Source organism: Bradyrhizobium sp. B120 (assembly GCF_049075665.1).
Classification (GTDB): domain Bacteria; phylum Pseudomonadota; class Alphaproteobacteria; order Rhizobiales; family Xanthobacteraceae; genus Bradyrhizobium.
Window position 1 is genome coordinate 1,738,928 of record NZ_CP185242.1, and the last position, 14,314, is coordinate 1,753,241.

The following is a 14,314-nucleotide window of genomic DNA, read 5'->3' on the forward strand; positions in this document are numbered from 1 at the left end:
ACCAGACAGCAAGCAAAAAGGCCGCCTTCGGGCGGCCTTTTCCGTGATCGCTGGATTCGTGATCGGCTACCGCGATTGTTTCTGTTTATTGCTTGGCCGCGTCGTCACCGGTCGTGGCGGCGCCGGCCTTGGTGCCTCCCTTGGCGCCCGATTTCTTGGCGGTCTTCGCTTTCTTCTTCGGCGCCATTTTGGTCGCCTCGCCCTTGGTCGCCGTGTCGCCGCTTTGCGCTGCGGGGGCCGGGCTGCTGCCGGCCTTGTCCTGCGCGAGCGCGGCGGACGAGACGAAGGCAAGCGCCGTGGCGGCGAGGATCAGTGTTCGCATCGGATGGTTCTCCCAAGTTGGTTTCCGGCGCCCCTCAACGGGACAGAATGTCGCAGGTTCCGCGACGCCGATCAGCAGTCCGTGAGCTGTGCGTGAACGGCGCTGCCGCCGCGAAAGGGCCGGAACCGGGAACCGCGCGCCGCGTTATGTCGCTGGGCAGGAGTTCCGAGGAGAGACGCCATGCGCTGGCGGTCAATGACGGAAACCACCAACACGGTGCTCGACACCGCTCCCGAGGATACCTTCTACACGGTGGGCTGGACCATCAGCGGGCTGGCGACACTGGCCACCATCGTCGCGGTCTGGATGTTCGGGATCTGAGGGCGAACGATCCGCGCGGGCGACCGGCTTGCCAGCGCCGGCGGGCGGCAGCGGCCTGCGCCGGCCAGCTATTTCCGCAAAATGGCCAGCGCTTCCCGGTAGAGCTGCGAGAAACCGAGCAAGAGCGCGCTCGACAGCAGGAACGTCGCGAGGCTGTCATAGTCGTCGGCCGTCGGCCAGGCGAACTCGAAATAAGGGGGCATGAACGCCCACCAGACGATCGGCACCGTGATGATGGTGGCAAAGGCGCCGGCCGGTGCGCCGCCCATCAGCCCGGCGATCAGGATCGCCGGCACGAAGGCCGCGAAATAGAACTGCATGCCGAAGCTTGCGAACATCTCCTGCGTCGCGGTGGCGAACACCACGGCCAGCAGGGCGACGACGAACGTCGACAATGACCAAGGCCTCAGCTTGAGAATGTAGTCGTTGCCCTTGCGCATCGAGACGTCCCGGCCTCCGCGAGTGCCGGGAAGGTAGCCGAGGAGGCCTGCAAACAAAACCCCGTAGGACTCCGAGGGTCAGCGTTGTGCTCGGGACAGTGACAAGGAACCGTCCCGGTCAAGCCGCGGCCGCATTGTCGCGCTTATTGCGTTGCGGCAGGGTGATGGTGGGACGACACAATGCTGGAATTGCTGATTGTCGTATTGGTCACCGGGATCGGGTTCGTATCCGGGTACGGCGTGCGCGAGCTGATCTCGCGCCGTAGACGGCGGTCCCCGCCGCGCGTTCACGCGCCGGAGGTTCGGGCCGCGCGGCATTGGGCACGGAGACGGCACGACGATGACGCCGCCGCGCTCCTCGCCGCGAACGACGACATCTCCGCCGGTAACCTGCGACAGCCGTCCGGCACGCAGGAGGCCGGTCCCGCCACCCCACCCGACGAACTCGACGGCGCGGTTCGCGACCTGCTCGGCGAACTCGGCCGGCGCAACACCAAGCCGTCATCCGCATCGCACCGCCGCCGGCACTGAGCCGGAATGGCGCACGAACAGCGGTCAGGCGCCGTTACGGCTTGCGTCGGCTACTTTGCATGGGGTTGTTTTCGACATTTCTGACGAGGCGCGGTCCCGAAGGGCAGCAGAATGTCGACATTCGTCCGCAACTGCCGGTGGGAAGGGGAATGGTGGACGCACAAGGGATCGAACCTTGGACCTCTCCCGTGTGAACCACAATCCGTAGATCCAAGCTGGCCCCACGCAGCCACAGTTTTGTCGAAATAATTCATTATATTACAGTATCTTATGGTCGTTTAGGCCTCAGGAGGCCACAGGGGGCCATACTGCATTTTGTGTGCCCCTGTTGTGCCCGCCGCAGATTTTCCCTTGGGGCACAAAAATGAGGGGAGGTCTGAGATCCGGTTCTGTTTGGGTCTCTCGGTCCTTCCTTCTGGGGCACAGGGCGAGGGAAAGCTCTGAGAGCCGGTTCCGATCGGCGACGATTGCCTCCTCGCGGGGCACACCGGGGCACAAACGCGGGGAAGGAATTATGACAGAGCCGACCAACCAGCTAACACTCACCGATGCGGTGATCCGCAACGCCACGCTGCCGCCGGGCAAGGCGCAGCATTATCTCCACGACGACAAGCTGCCTGGCCTTGCCCTGCGCATGCGTGCCACTGGCGGTCGGACTTGGGTTTACCTCTTCACCAAGCCGGGGGTGAGGGGGACTCAGCGCAAGACCCTCGGCTCTTGGCCCAAGTATAATGAGAAGGCGGCGCGCAAGGCCGCCACCATCGCCGCAGGCGAGGTGGTCAAGGGCATGGACCCCAACGACGCGAAACGCGAGGCGAGGCAGCAACAGGCAGCCGAAAAGCAGCGCACCACACTGGCGGACCTCATCGTCGAAGAGGGGTCCTACCAGACGTCCCTGACCGGACGTCAGGTCGTCAACTGGAAGCCGGCAATGTCAGCGTTGCGGCGCGGGCTCAAGGAGCACGCCAAAAGCGGCGTGGGGGACCTGACGCGGCGGCAAATCATGGCAGCAGTCGACCGGGTCGCCAAAACTGGCAAGCGTGGTGCGGCCAGGGATCTACGCAAGCACACCCACACATTCCTCGAATGGTGCGTTGGCGAGGGCTATGTCGACCACAATGTGCTGGCTGGCTATCGCGAGCCCAAGGAAACCCGTGCGCAACGGGTTGGACGTCGAACGAAGGGCCGGGCGCTCACCGATGAAGAAATCATCAAGGTCTGGCACGCATCCGGCAAGCTTGGGACCTTTGGCCTCCTGACGAGGATGTGCCTACTCGGTGGACCGCGACGTAGCGAGCCAACCCTGATCGAGTGGCAAAAGCACATCATGGACGACCGCATCACCTTCGATGCGGCCTGGACCAAGATGGGTTTGCACCACGATGTACCGCGCACCCACCTCGTTGATGAGGTGCTCGCGGCCGCGAAACATTTTCAACGGGCAACGTCCGACTATGTCTTCCCGTCACCGAAGACCGGCGGCCAGTTGTCGGGCTTCACCAAGATGGTCAATCGTTTGGTCAAGGAAGCAGGTGTTGACAAGTTCACCATGCATGACCTGAGGCGCAGCTTACGCACGATCATGTCACGCTGCGGCTACGACAACGAGATCCAGCGGCTCTGCGTCGGGCAGAAGCCAAGCGGAATCGATCAGGTTTACAATCACGACGAACAGTGGATCATTCGTAAGATGGCGTTCGAAGCGGCGCATGACTACATTGCGGAGTTGGTCGGCGCAGAACGAGTCGGTAAGGTCGTGCGCCTGCAGCGGACCAATCCGCTCGATCCCATCAAGGCCGAGCTGCTCGGCCGTCTCCGCGAGCATTACGCGGCTGAGGGCGCCTAGTGGTCTTATCGCACCCGGCCAGATAGTCACGCACGGCATCGACACGATAGAGTGGGCGGCCGTCGACGTAACGCCATTTCAGCAGGTGGTTCGGATCGCGCCGCCACTGTTCGAGCGCTCCGGGCGTGCGCCGGATGACTGCTGCCGTCTCCAAGGCGGTCAAATTGGAGCTGCCCGGCAGGGTATCGATATCGAAAGTTGCGGGCGGCGGCATGCCACGGTTCTTGCGGGGGTGCTTCGCGGCGCGGGATATTTTCCGGCTATCTGGCGACCCAAACGCCGTGGCGTCACTCTCTTCGTCCTTCCCGCGCATCCCTCACCCCCGAACTACGATCGCTCTTCGATCAACTAAGATCGAGGCTTCTCCAGCAAGATAGAGATCTAAAGCGCAGGTTCGGCGGCTGAGTAGCTGTGGCGTACAAATAGGACGAATGATCCGCGAGCTCGAAGTGATTGTCTTTCAGTCGCCGATCCCCTTTTTTGCGATTAACATCAAACGGATCGGAGCTTGGCCCTCTCAAGGCTGAAACAGGGGTAGGGTCCCGCACGAAAGGGGACCCATTTTCTAGAGGGGGGCGAGCGGACTGCCCTTCGCCCTCACACGGCGTAACGTGCGATCAGCACCGCGCCGCCGAGCAGCGCTGAGCCTGCCACCGGACATTCAAGCGCCACCGAGACGCACCCGGCAACCATCATCGTGAGAGCTATTGCTAGGGTCATGGTTCGCTCCTTACTGGGTTGCCGCGCGGTCAAGGATGTTCTTCACGCTCATGGGGTGCCACTCGCCCCCTCGGGCGGTTGGGACACCTCGGGCATTCAAGGCTTCAGCCACGGCGCGCAACGTGTGTGCACCGGCGCTTTGGGCTTCCTTGATGGTCGGTAGGACGTTGGCGGCGTGTCTGTCTGCCTCGGCCTTCACCGCATCAGACGCACTCTTCCGGGCGAGGTGGAGCTTAGGGCTTCCTAGGACTGCCCCGCGCGCTTTGGCCGCCGCGAGCGCCTGTCGGGTGCGGCTGGAGATCAGGGAGCGCTCCTTCTCAGCGAGCGCCGCGAAGAGGTGCAGGACAAACGGGTCAACGTCCGCGCCCAGCTCAGCGACAACGAAGGGCACCTTGTGCGCCATAAGGCCGCTGATGAAATGGACGTCGCGGCTGAGCCGGTCGAGCTTGGCGACCGCCACGGGACACTTGAGCTTCTTGGCGGCAGCGAGGGCGGCCTTGAGCTGCGGCCTGCGGTCGAGGGCGTCAGCACCCTTGCCGGTCTCAACCTCCACAAACTCTCGCGCCAATTCCACGCCCTCGGCTCTCGCGAAATGCTGGAGTAGCTGGCGCTGAGCTTCTATGCCCAAGCCGGAGCGCCCTTGCTGGGAAGTCGATACGCGAATGTAAGTGACGATATGGCTAGGCATCTGGGTCGGTCCTCAGGTCTGTCAAGAACCTATATGACATTTAGGATTTTTACAAGGACCTGTGGAGACAACCTAGGGTAGGCGGGTTGCGTTTGGGGCTCCGGATGTATACGTTTTTGACGCTGGCTCTTAACGGTCGGATCAATTTTTCAGTTCAGAATGCTCATATGACTAAGCCAGTTATCCCTTGGGCTGCCCATGCGTTGCAGGTGGCGCTCTTCAGCAACACGGTCTTCCCGATCGGCGAGAACTATTTCTCGGCGCTTCTCGGCGTCGAGCCCGACACGAGCGAAGACCGACCGAGGGAGGGCGTGCGAACGCAGGTGGGGGCTGTAGATGGCGCTCATGTTCAGATTGGCATCACGCCGCTGCGTCTGGATGTAGTCTTCTCGCCACCGCCACAGGCGGCGTCTCTTGATGTCGAGGGCATTCGTACATCGATCGGACCCTTCGTGCCTGAGCTGCGAAAATTTTCCAACCTCATCTTGAAGTGGGTAGAAGGCATCGACACGCCGCTCGTCAGAGTGGCTTTCATCGGAGCTGCGATTGCCGACGCCGCGTCGAGGGAAGAAGCATACGACTTGCTTGCCAATAGCGTAAAGTCACTCGCGGTGTCGCCCGAGATGACCGACCTTGTTTATAGGGTCAATTGGAGGGCCACTACATCAACTCTCACTGAAGGCTTTTTCAATCGGCTAACAACTTGGACAGCTCAAAAGTTGGACTTGTCCGCGGGGTTCAACCCACAGAGCGTGGTAAAGGTTGGCACGAGGAACTTCGCCAAACTGGATATAGACATAAACACCCCTGCGGAGCGACGTGACCCGTTGCCCCGAGCTGATATTCCCAAATTGCTATCAGAGATATTTGAGCTTGCTGTTGATATTGCTGAGCACGGAGAACCAGCGTGAGCTTCCGTCAAACTCGCTTTGAAGAGGCAATCTTAGAGAGGGCCCTCTATTCCAGTCCGGCTGCAGCAATTGGAGCAGCAGTTGGACTGTTCGATCAGACGCAGCAGGATGCGCGTGTTGATCTCGCAACGGAATATCGTGGGATGGAGCGTTCTTTTTTGAAGCCCTTCACTGGAGCGACGCAGGGACTTGCAACAAGCATCAACGCTGCTTCAGTAGCCGCAATGCCTTTGCATGGATCGGTTTTCACGACCCTCAATTTCGCTATGCTGGCGCTGAGCGGGAACGTCATCAACGCGTCGATGGTGAACACGCAGCCATGTCCTGTGGTCAGTGTCGGAACGGGAGCGGTTGGCTCCACGGCCGCGGATGCAGTTCTGATCATGGGTGCAGGGAGCATTCAATTCGGGCTGCCCAACGGAGCGCTGTCACCCGCGTGCAGCGAGCAATCATTGTTGGTGATCGGTGATCCGACCAGCTCACCGCGCGCGGTTTCACCTGTCCTTTCGAAGTATCTCTTACTTCTTGCTGGACGATCTGCGGTGCTATCCGAAAATCAATTCAGGAGCCTTGCTCGGCAATTGAGGGCCTTGCTTAGTGACCTAGAGGAGCCTTCCACGCTTGACGGCCCGCGATCCGTGGCTTCGTTTCGTGGCTTGATCAAGTTCTTGACTGAAAAGCGCCCGTCCCATCCGAGCCTCTCGATTTCCAAGGATGGTCTGTTCGTCGCCTCTTGGTCCCCAAAGCAGCGAGCCGAGCTATCACTTACGTTCTTGGATGCCGAGGGCGGAAGCTGGTACGCTCTAAGCCTCGACGATTTCTTACACAGTGAAGGGAAATTCTTCACATCCTCATTCAGCCTGCCAGTGCCGTACGGATCATGGACAATGCGGTGAAGGGGGATGCAATTCCCATTACTGACAATTTAGCCCTTCATTGTCAGCCAACCTCGATCAAAGTCGATGCTACGGGTGCTCCGAGTGGAGTGACGGCAGATGCTTTCCGCGTTGACGCTGACGGCATTTCAACGAACTGGATAGAATTTTCCGGTGGGTTCGCTCAAGTCTGCGCACTGTTCAGAACGTTACGAACGGTCCGGAAGACCCATATCGTCGGGGTGCTCGCGGTCAACGATGTCGAACACGTTGGTCGGCAGTACAAAAACGATATGAAAGCGATCCACGATCCAATTGACGACGCACCGCCCAATCCTGGTCACGCGCTGATAGTGGGTGCAAAGCCATCCGATGAGCTACTTCTGCGCGCGTTAGCGCTGTTGGTTAGCGTGCGCAATTTTGTGTGAATACGCTATTGTTGCTGGTGGTAGCGTCGCGTGGTAGCAGTGGCGCCGCAGCGAAGCCGATTTGTATCGGTTTTTCAGCTGTTTCTCGTGTCGCAGTTCGTCCCCCTAGGGAGCGCCAATCGAGCTTTTCTCGCTTTGAGTTAGCTTAGTTTTTTATCGTTTTCCGCAAACGGGCCGTGGGTTTGGGGAGTTCTGTTCGCCTTGTGATCTTCCAGCTTAGCGATTGCACTGCGGCCACCGCGACGGCGGTCTGCTTCCCGCGTGTAGCGTTCCGCCTCGGCGAGCGTCAAATGGCCGAGCGAAGCCATGATTTCGTGGGCGGTCGCACCGGCATCAGCGAGCAGACGGCCAAGGGGGCTTGCGCAAACCGTGCGGCTTGCAGTCGAGAGGGAGCCCGGCTGCCGTCATGGCGTCCCGCATCCATCCTGAGAATCCGTCAACAGTGAAGGGCTTGCTGTACTCGGTATTTATGATCGTGACGTGTTTGCGTGCCAACGCATCGAGCGCTTTACGCAATGAATGCGCCACCGTGACGACGACCGGAACGCCGGTCTTGCGGCGTGTGTATTCGAAGGATGCATCGTCTGCCTGCGCCCAAGTCGTCAGATGTACATCGGCGCGGGCGGTGCCGACGTTGAGCATAAGCTCATAGGCAACGCGCTGCTTCGTGCCGTAGGACCATCGGTTCTCGAAAGCAGTCATTTCAGCATCGGTCCACGCGCGGAACTCTTTCGTCTTGCCGCGTTTGATGCCATCGGACGGGTCGTTGGTTAGCCATTTTAAATCATCCTTTGCATAGCGGATGAGGATGCAGGTTAGTTAGGCTAGTCGGACTGAACAGTCAGAGACTAGCCCTTGTGACATTGCCAATGAATTGAGCAAGGAGAAATCGTGGTCAAGGATGAGACTCGCGCCCAGCCGCCCACTCAGCCCATCACTGACTTTGAGCTCGACCTATTTGTGAACAGCTTGGCGCACTGTCTTGATAGGGCGATCTTGGTGCCTCAACCCGAGTTCGAGAAGGCAGATAGAGAAAGTCGATTGGATAGGATTTGCAGGGAACTGCATCGGCGTGGCGTAGTTAAATTCATCGGATCCGAGCACCGCCCAGAATGGGTCGTAGCGGACTATCGAGCGGGACCACCTCTCTCTCCTCGATCGCGCTTTAAGCTGGCGGATAAAGTCGATCCGTATCCGGTGAACGCATTCGATCGCGCGGTTAAAGATGCAGCCGACCGCCATCTCGATTCCATTCTCGCGGCGACAGGGCAATTGTTCTGCTCGGACCATATGGATTGGCGTTTCGCGGAGGATGGCTCACTTGTTTGGACGCTGCGTGTGCCTGGACATTGAATCACTTAGACCGCATCATAAGCTGCGCTTAAGTCACAGGGGCACCACAGCGGAGCCATCCCGTCTGACTGAATACAGACGCTTCGCGCGACGCGGGGTCTTCCGCTCCGTGTTGTCTAGACTTGAGGCTCCCACGGTGGGAGGCCAACCGATTCCAGACCAGGCCATCGAAATTCGAACTCGCAAGCCTTCGGAAAATGCTCGGCATACTAGAGCGGGATGAGTTTAGGTCTGGTCATATCCGGCGTTGGCGAAGTAGTTTGCGCATTCGTCTGGTGAGACGGTATTGAGGATCGGAGCGATAGCATTGTAGACGGCCTCGGTCGTGCGCTGTGCGGCTTTGCGCAGCCAGTGTTTGAACTTGGCGAAGAACTGCTCGATTGGGTTCAGATCAGGCGAGTATTTCGGCAGGTAGAAGAGCCGGGCGCCGGCGGCGCGGATGGCACGACGCACGGCATTTGCCTTGTGCGAGCCGAGATTGTCCATGATGACGATGTCGCGGTGCCGCAGGGTCGGGACCAGAACCTTCTCGATATAGAGAAGGAAGGTTTCGCCGTTGATCGGCCCCTCGATGTACCACGGAGCGGTGATGCGATCGTGGCGTAGAGCGGCGATGAAGGTCATGGTCTGCCAGCGGCCGTGCGGCACCTTGGTTTTGATGCGTTGACCACGCGGTGCCCAGCCCCGCAGCGGCGCCATATTGGTTTTGGTCCAGGTCTCATCGATAAACACCAGGCGCGAGGGATCAATCCGGTCCCGGTATTTTGTCCATTGCGCCCGTCGGCGGGCGACATCGGGACGATCCTGCTCGGCGGCAATCAGCGTCTTTTTTTATAACTGAGCTTCTCAGCGTGAACGAACTCCCACATCGTGCGGTAATCGACCTTGAGGCCGCGCTCAGCGAGCTCGGCCACCAGCCCGCGCACGGTAAAATCCTTCCGACACCGTTGGATCAGCCATTCACGGTGCGGCCCCGCAATCTTCTTCGGCCGATAACCGCCGATCTGATCCGGCTTGACGCTGCCGGTCTCGTGGAAGCGCTGGACCCAGTTGATCGCCGTACTGATCCCCACCCCAAACTGGGCTGCCGCCTGATGCCGCGATAGGCCGCCTTTGATGACAGCCTTCACGACCCGCTCACGAAGGTCGTCCGAATAGGGTCGTCCCATCCATGCTGGCCTCCCTCCCAGCCAGCATGTTGAATCAGAAGTATTCTGATTTGGGAATCCTCAATCGATTCAAACTAGACCCATCCCGCTCTAGCACACGGCACTTAAGGTGTGATCCGTTGTTGCTCGAACATAGCCGCGACAATTAGGAAGAATTAGCGCGAGGGTGCCCTTCCGTTATTGCACCCATTTTCTTCGACCGCTCAAGAAGCGCCGGTCGGTAAGGCGGATTAGGGTCGTCATCGTCGGGGATAGCGCAAGAGCCGAATTCCCGTTGGATGCGCTGAATCTCCATGACGCGCTCGTTTAACATGGAGGTACCGCGGGGACTCGATGCTTTACGGCGGACAAGTGCTCAGACAAACCTGATCGCTAGATTATCTGCACACGACTTCTAGTTCGTCGTCACGAAAAAGGTGGTCCGCTTCCGGAGCTTTAAAGTTTACGAACTTCATTTGCACCCGTGGCGGAACGGCAAAGTCCACATCTAAGATCGCAGTGCCCAATTTCATATTGCTTTGGACGCGTTTCGCCGTAACCGCGCTCGCGATCAGGGCGCTTGCCAACGCGCCGCCGGTAGCTTTGGCGGTAATCGCATTGATCTTGCTGGCATCCGCGTTCCCGGTTGATCTAGGCCGAAGGCGGGCTTTAGGCGGCAGCCCCCAAATGACTTTGAAGGTTACAACTTCGCGGCCCATCGACTCTAATATCGGAAGAGTGTCGCCGATTTGCTGAGTGAACGAGTTAAACTCGCTCATGACTCGGCTAGACACGTCAGAAAAGTCTGGCATGGAAGGCAAGCCTATCGAGGGGAGCGACGGCATACTTGGGACAAGATCACGGGCAGATTTCGTGATCGTGTCTATGCGACTGGGAGAAGGAAGCTCTTCGGCCCTCGCGGCACCGATGCCAATCGCTAGAACCGCGACGGCCGCCATAACTCTGACTGTCATTTTGAACCTTTGCGCCTCAAGGCGGTTTCGGATCGTAGTGATTGGAAAGTAAGTGGGCCAGCGAAGTTAGTCGCCGACCTATTTACTACTAACGTATGATGCTCGCTTTCCGAGATGCGACGTTGGGGTTCGGGCCGCTTGCATTTTTCCGTGGCAACGAAAGCCCGCAGTGACTTGCTTGCGCTCGTCCCCGCGATAGTATCGGGCCATACTACCTTTGATATTGGTCGGGGGCGGCTATGGGACTTAGGTTTCGGCGAAGCTTCAAGATAGTTCCGGGTGTGAGACTTAACCTGAGCGGAAGCGGGGCAAGCGTTTCAGTTGGACCGCGCGGTCTTCATTTCACTGTCGGTCCGCGAGGCACAAGAACGACCGTGGGTTTGCCTGGGTCCGGAGTCTCTTGGACGGCGTACCAGCCCTATTCAAAGGGTAGCAGCGGCTCCCCGCCGGCTCCTCCCGCTCGGCCTGCCGTGGGATCTGCCGCATATGAACCGACGAACGCAGATCAGGATGCGGTCGTAATCGACAGCGCGCCAATTGAACAGTTGGTAGCTGACTCAACCGTCGATATAGCGGGAGCGTTGAACGAGGGGGCGGCTCGATGGCGAGCATATAAGACCGGGCTTACGCTACTGACGGTATTCTTCGTAGCCATCGTTGCTTTGACGCTAAGGGGAGGTTCTGAGTCGGCCCCGATCGCTGTACTCGCGCTCGTTGCGGGAGCGGCTATCGTCACCGGCGCAATTGCGATTCACGGACGCCAGTCGAGCACAGTATCCCTCGATTACGAGCTAACGGGCGAGGAGTCGGAACGGTTTGAAGCGCTTTCGCGGGCTTTTGGCGTTATGGCAAGTTGCAGCGGGCTGTGGAGGATTCCGCTAGAAAAGCAGGAAACTGATTGGAAGCGAAATGCCGGGGCTTCGAAGACCGTGCAGCGAACGCGAATTGCATTTGCCAGAAGCAAACCGCCGCTCGTTGCCAGTAACGTCGATTTTCTGCAACTGCCGCTTGGCAAGGAAACTATCTACCTTACGCCTGATGCGGTGCTCGTTGTTGTGGGAGGTGCTATCGCCGCGATGAAATACGCAGATGTTGATCTTTCGTACCAACAGACCCGTTTCATTGAAGACGGCCAAGCGCCAAGCGATGCTACTGTCGTCGGCGAGACATGGCGCTACGTAAATCGAAAGGGTGGTCCCGATCGGCGCTTTAACAACAATCGCCAGCTACCAATTTGCCTCTATGGTGAAATCGATTTCTTATCTGCCAGCGGCCTAAAAGAGCGAATACATTGTTCTCGCACGGAGGCGTCGCAGAAATTCGCATCGGCCTTCCACGCAATGCGGGTGGCCGATGTGTCCGTATCTCCGCCTCCTATGCCGCGGATCGAAGCTCCGGAGGCGACGGACGTTCGAGCGCTCTACGCAAACGAGACAGAGGCTGTTCGTTCACTTGCGCTCAATCATGGAAAATTGTGGGAGTTCTTGCTAGTGCAGGAGTTGCTTGGGAATAGGCTGTGGTCGATCAAGGCCGAACACGAGAGTTTGAGCAAATTGCCGGCGAGCACTCCAACCAAGCGGTTCTCGGGGGCCGAGTTCACGAAATGGGTCGGGAGCCAAACCAGCGACCTGTCGGCAGCAATTCACGACATGTCTGTTTGTATCGACAAAAGTTTGATTGATGCTTTGGGTGCACCGGGCGTGCCGGGCGATGAAGCCAAGATACTAAAAGCTGTGAATTCCCTTTTCTTAATTTGCCGACGCTTTGTGGATTTTGAACTTTCTGTAAGAGCAGCCATGGTGCCGCCCGCATTCGAGACATTGAGAGACGCGTTTCATGGCATTGGGGATATGCTCATCCGCGTGGTGGAGGATCTGACCAATCAGTGGAATGAAAAGACGGAAGCGCTCAAGGCTGGTGCAACGAGTTTTGAGGTCAAAGTGAGGTTCGAGCCGCCCCCACAGATCGCTGCGGTTATGAAGGAATTTGATCGGATGCAAAAGCATCCCGAGCGCTTCCGCGACTAGCTTAGAGACTCCTGAGCGGATCTGTCATTACGCTGCTCGAATGCCCCTGACCAATTGGTTGCCGTTTCGTGTTCAGCTTTTCGAATACCGCCGTTGAATTGGCGTGAGCGTATCGAAACAACCCCAATTCAAAGAGCCGGCTAATCGCTTCGTGCCGTAAGTCGTGGAAACGAAGGTCGTTCAGCCCCACGCGTGTGATAAGGCGATCCCACGCCAGGTGAATTTCATTGCCACTCATCTCAAACACACAATCGCTCGAACTTGAGCGGCTTGGAAGCGCGCTGAGAGCATCGCTAGACAGCCAGATCGAATGGGCATGAGGTCGTACACTGCTCACCGGCTCCTTGCCCCTTGGCAGGCTCTTGCCTTCACCCCCCCCTGGGGCCGTGTCTGTCAAGGGGGCACGGGGGAAGCGCGGTGCGCCCGGCTGGCTCAAGTACCCCACCCAGCCCTGGCCGGAAATTGAATGGTGGCCTCGGGGGTGGCACCGGGTCGTTCGTTGCGTTCGCTAGTTAAGCCTCGCGAGGCGCACCGTCGACTTGGGCTGCATACATTGCGCTCGCGTAGGTCTCCCGACCGCGAGTTGAGACGTATCAATTCGTGGAGGTACAGAGTTTCACGCAAATATATTCCTAGTCGGGCGATTGCAGTCTACCAACTTTTTTCGCCGCCATGGCGTACTACCTCCCTCGCTCGTCCGCGTCCATTTCTTCACCGATCATTTGCTGCCGACTGAGATCGCCGTTCATTGACAAGGTGGGTTGGTCGGGTGGTCACGCAAGGCAATGAAAGGCGGTCAGCCGCTTCCACGTCTTGCAAGTTTAATGCTATGTAGGGTCAACCAATTTTGCGCTCGGAGGTAGAATCAACATGACCAGACGGCGCGTTCAAATAGAAAAGAATCTGTTTTTTGAGTATGAGGTCAGCCCTCACCGTGCAATTTTGGAGCGCATTTCTAGCACAACCGGCCGGTTGGCTGGATCGACTACCGCCTCGGAAAAGTCAAAGGAAGTTCTTGGAAGCATTACTCGTGAGGGCTCGCTTCGAGGGAGCTCCGAAACTGGAATGCACGTTCCCTTCAAGCAGATTCGTTCTAAAGGGTCGATCAATCCCTTGAAGCCGCCACTTCACGTCGAGACTGTGTTGATTGGCCGAGCGCTAGAACAAGAGACCGGGTATCTGAATGGCGTGGGCTTCCGGATTCGAGATGATGGTTACGTGGAAGGTGAATTCTTGAACGGAGTGGAAAAATTCGACTCTTTTGAAGAGTTCACGAAGGCGGTGAAATGCCGCTTGCAGAAATTCGAGGACAATGACGACCGAGAGTAATCGACCTCGGGATAGAAATCAGACGTCGAGACGGATATGTTAAGAGTACAGGTCGCCAATTTGGGAGGAAATATGAAATGAAGAAGCCGGTTCTAATTTCAGTCTGCGCTGTCGCACTTGGTTTTGCTGCATTGTCCTCCCACGCTTGGGCTCAAGCGAAGACGGCTAAGGCCTGTACTGAAGAGTGGCGCGCGGATAAGGCTGGCTTCCAAGCTAAAGGCATCACGGAGAAGGCATACGTAGCGGCGTGTCGCGCCGGGACTGCGGCGACCCCGACCGCTGCTCCTGGCCCAGCACCCACAATTGCCGTCCCGCAGTCTGGTACAGCCGCGCCAGGCGGCAGCACAGGCGCCAAGACTGCTAAGGCCTGCACTGAAGAGTGGCGAGCTGATAAAGCTGGC

The 14,314-nt window shown here is 58.4% G+C and carries 16 protein-coding genes and 1 pseudogene; 10 read left to right on the forward strand and 7 right to left on the reverse strand.

Going from position 1 to position 14,314, the window contains the following annotated elements:
• Positions 1-85: 85 nt before the first annotated feature.
• Positions 86-322, reverse strand: coding sequence for a hypothetical protein (locus ACOIX3_RS08240; protein ID WP_420969308.1), 237 nt, complete (start codon positions 320-322; stop codon positions 86-88).
• A 180-nt stretch (positions 323-502) separates the two neighbouring features.
• Here ACOIX3_RS08240 and ACOIX3_RS08245 point away from each other — a divergent pair, with 180 nt between their 5' ends.
• Positions 503-643 carry a hypothetical protein gene (locus tag ACOIX3_RS08245; protein WP_171947715.1) on the forward strand — a complete coding sequence of 47 codons (141 nt, stop codon included), beginning with the start codon at positions 503-505 and terminating at the stop codon, positions 641-643.
• Between the two features lie 68 nt (positions 644-711).
• Here the strand turns inward: ACOIX3_RS08245 and ACOIX3_RS08250 are convergent, their stop codons facing one another.
• Positions 712-1,083 carry a DUF4118 domain-containing protein gene (locus ACOIX3_RS08250; protein WP_420969310.1) on the reverse strand — a complete coding sequence of 124 codons (372 nt, stop codon included), beginning with the start codon at positions 1,081-1,083 and terminating at the stop codon, positions 712-714.
• A gap of 180 nt (positions 1,084-1,263) precedes the next feature.
• On the opposite strand from ACOIX3_RS08250, the gene ACOIX3_RS08255 reads away from it, so the two are divergent.
• Together ACOIX3_RS08255 and ACOIX3_RS08260 are read left to right on the forward strand one after the other, a co-directional pair.
• Positions 1,264-1,614: a hypothetical protein gene (locus tag ACOIX3_RS08255; RefSeq protein WP_420969312.1), complete on the forward strand. Its 351-nt coding sequence runs from the start codon at positions 1,264-1,266 to the stop codon at positions 1,612-1,614.
• Positions 1,615-2,128: 514 nt separating this feature from the next.
• Positions 2,129-3,460: a tyrosine-type recombinase/integrase gene (locus tag ACOIX3_RS08260; protein ID WP_420969313.1), complete on the forward strand. Its 1,332-nt coding sequence runs from the start codon at positions 2,129-2,131 to the stop codon at positions 3,458-3,460.
• Between the two features lie 597 nt (positions 3,461-4,057).
• On the opposite strand, the gene ACOIX3_RS08265 is transcribed toward ACOIX3_RS08260, so the two are convergent.
• Positions 4,058-4,180 carry a hypothetical protein gene (locus tag ACOIX3_RS08265; RefSeq protein WP_420969314.1) on the reverse strand — a complete coding sequence of 41 codons (123 nt, stop codon included), beginning with the start codon at positions 4,178-4,180 and terminating at the stop codon, positions 4,058-4,060.
• A gap of 10 nt (positions 4,181-4,190) precedes the next feature.
• Positions 4,191-4,868, reverse strand: coding sequence for a recombinase family protein (locus tag ACOIX3_RS08270; protein WP_420969315.1), 678 nt, complete (start codon positions 4,866-4,868; stop codon positions 4,191-4,193).
• A gap of 104 nt (positions 4,869-4,972) precedes the next feature.
• Here ACOIX3_RS08270 and ACOIX3_RS08275 point away from each other — a divergent pair, with 104 nt between their 5' ends.
• From ACOIX3_RS08275 to ACOIX3_RS08285, 3 genes are read left to right on the forward strand one after another with little or no spacing between them, the layout of a single operon-like run.
• Positions 4,973-5,779: a hypothetical protein gene (locus tag ACOIX3_RS08275; protein ID WP_420969316.1), complete on the forward strand. Its 807-nt coding sequence runs from the start codon at positions 4,973-4,975 to the stop codon at positions 5,777-5,779.
• Positions 5,776-6,675, forward strand: a complete 900-nt coding sequence (locus ACOIX3_RS08280; RefSeq protein WP_420969317.1) for a hypothetical protein — start codon at positions 5,776-5,778, stop codon at positions 6,673-6,675. The genes ACOIX3_RS08275 and ACOIX3_RS08280 overlap by 4 nt, the downstream gene beginning before the upstream one ends.
• Entirely contained in the window at positions 6,660-7,082 is a 423-nt protein-coding gene (locus ACOIX3_RS08285) for a hypothetical protein (RefSeq protein ID WP_420969319.1), read from the forward strand. The genes ACOIX3_RS08280 and ACOIX3_RS08285 overlap by 16 nt, the downstream gene beginning before the upstream one ends.
• Positions 7,083-7,415: 333 nt before the next feature.
• Here ACOIX3_RS08285 and ACOIX3_RS08290 read toward each other — a convergent pair whose 3' ends face one another.
• The gene (locus ACOIX3_RS08290) at positions 7,416-7,784 is read right to left on the reverse strand and encodes a hypothetical protein (protein ID WP_420969320.1); all 369 of its coding nucleotides are present in this window, start codon (positions 7,782-7,784) and stop codon (positions 7,416-7,418) included.
• A gap of 189 nt (positions 7,785-7,973) precedes the next feature.
• Between ACOIX3_RS08290 and ACOIX3_RS08295 the strand changes: the two genes are divergently transcribed.
• Positions 7,974-8,435, forward strand: coding sequence for a hypothetical protein (locus tag ACOIX3_RS08295; protein WP_420969321.1), 462 nt, complete (start codon positions 7,974-7,976; stop codon positions 8,433-8,435).
• A 225-nt stretch (positions 8,436-8,660) separates the two neighbouring features.
• On the opposite strand, the gene ACOIX3_RS08300 is transcribed toward ACOIX3_RS08295, so the two are convergent.
• A protein-coding gene (locus ACOIX3_RS08300) for an IS630 family transposase (RefSeq protein ID WP_420969322.1) occupies positions 8,661-9,604 on the reverse strand; the annotation gives its coding sequence in 2 pieces (ribosomal slippage) (positions 8,661-9,266 and positions 9,269-9,604; 942 coding nt in all).
• Between the two features lie 377 nt (positions 9,605-9,981).
• Complete coding sequence (locus ACOIX3_RS08305; protein ID WP_420969323.1) at positions 9,982-10,362, reverse strand: hypothetical protein; 381 nt, start codon at positions 10,360-10,362, stop codon at positions 9,982-9,984.
• 434 nt (positions 10,363-10,796) lie between these two features.
• On the opposite strand from ACOIX3_RS08305, the pseudogene ACOIX3_RS08310 reads away from it, so the two are divergent.
• From ACOIX3_RS08310 to ACOIX3_RS08320, 3 genes and pseudogenes are all read left to right on the forward strand, one after another.
• Positions 10,797-10,904, forward strand: a pseudogene (locus ACOIX3_RS08310) (DUF4236 domain-containing protein); the annotation flags it as partial.
• Positions 10,905-11,027: 123 nt separating this feature from the next.
• On the forward strand, positions 11,028-12,584 hold the full coding sequence (locus ACOIX3_RS08315) for a hypothetical protein (RefSeq protein ID WP_420971986.1): 1,557 nt from the start codon (positions 11,028-11,030) through the stop codon (positions 12,582-12,584).
• 870 nt (positions 12,585-13,454) lie between these two features.
• A complete protein-coding gene (locus ACOIX3_RS08320) occupies positions 13,455-13,913 on the forward strand; it encodes a hypothetical protein (protein ID WP_420969324.1) in 459 nt (152 codons plus the stop codon).
• Positions 13,914-14,314 lie beyond the last annotated feature (401 nt).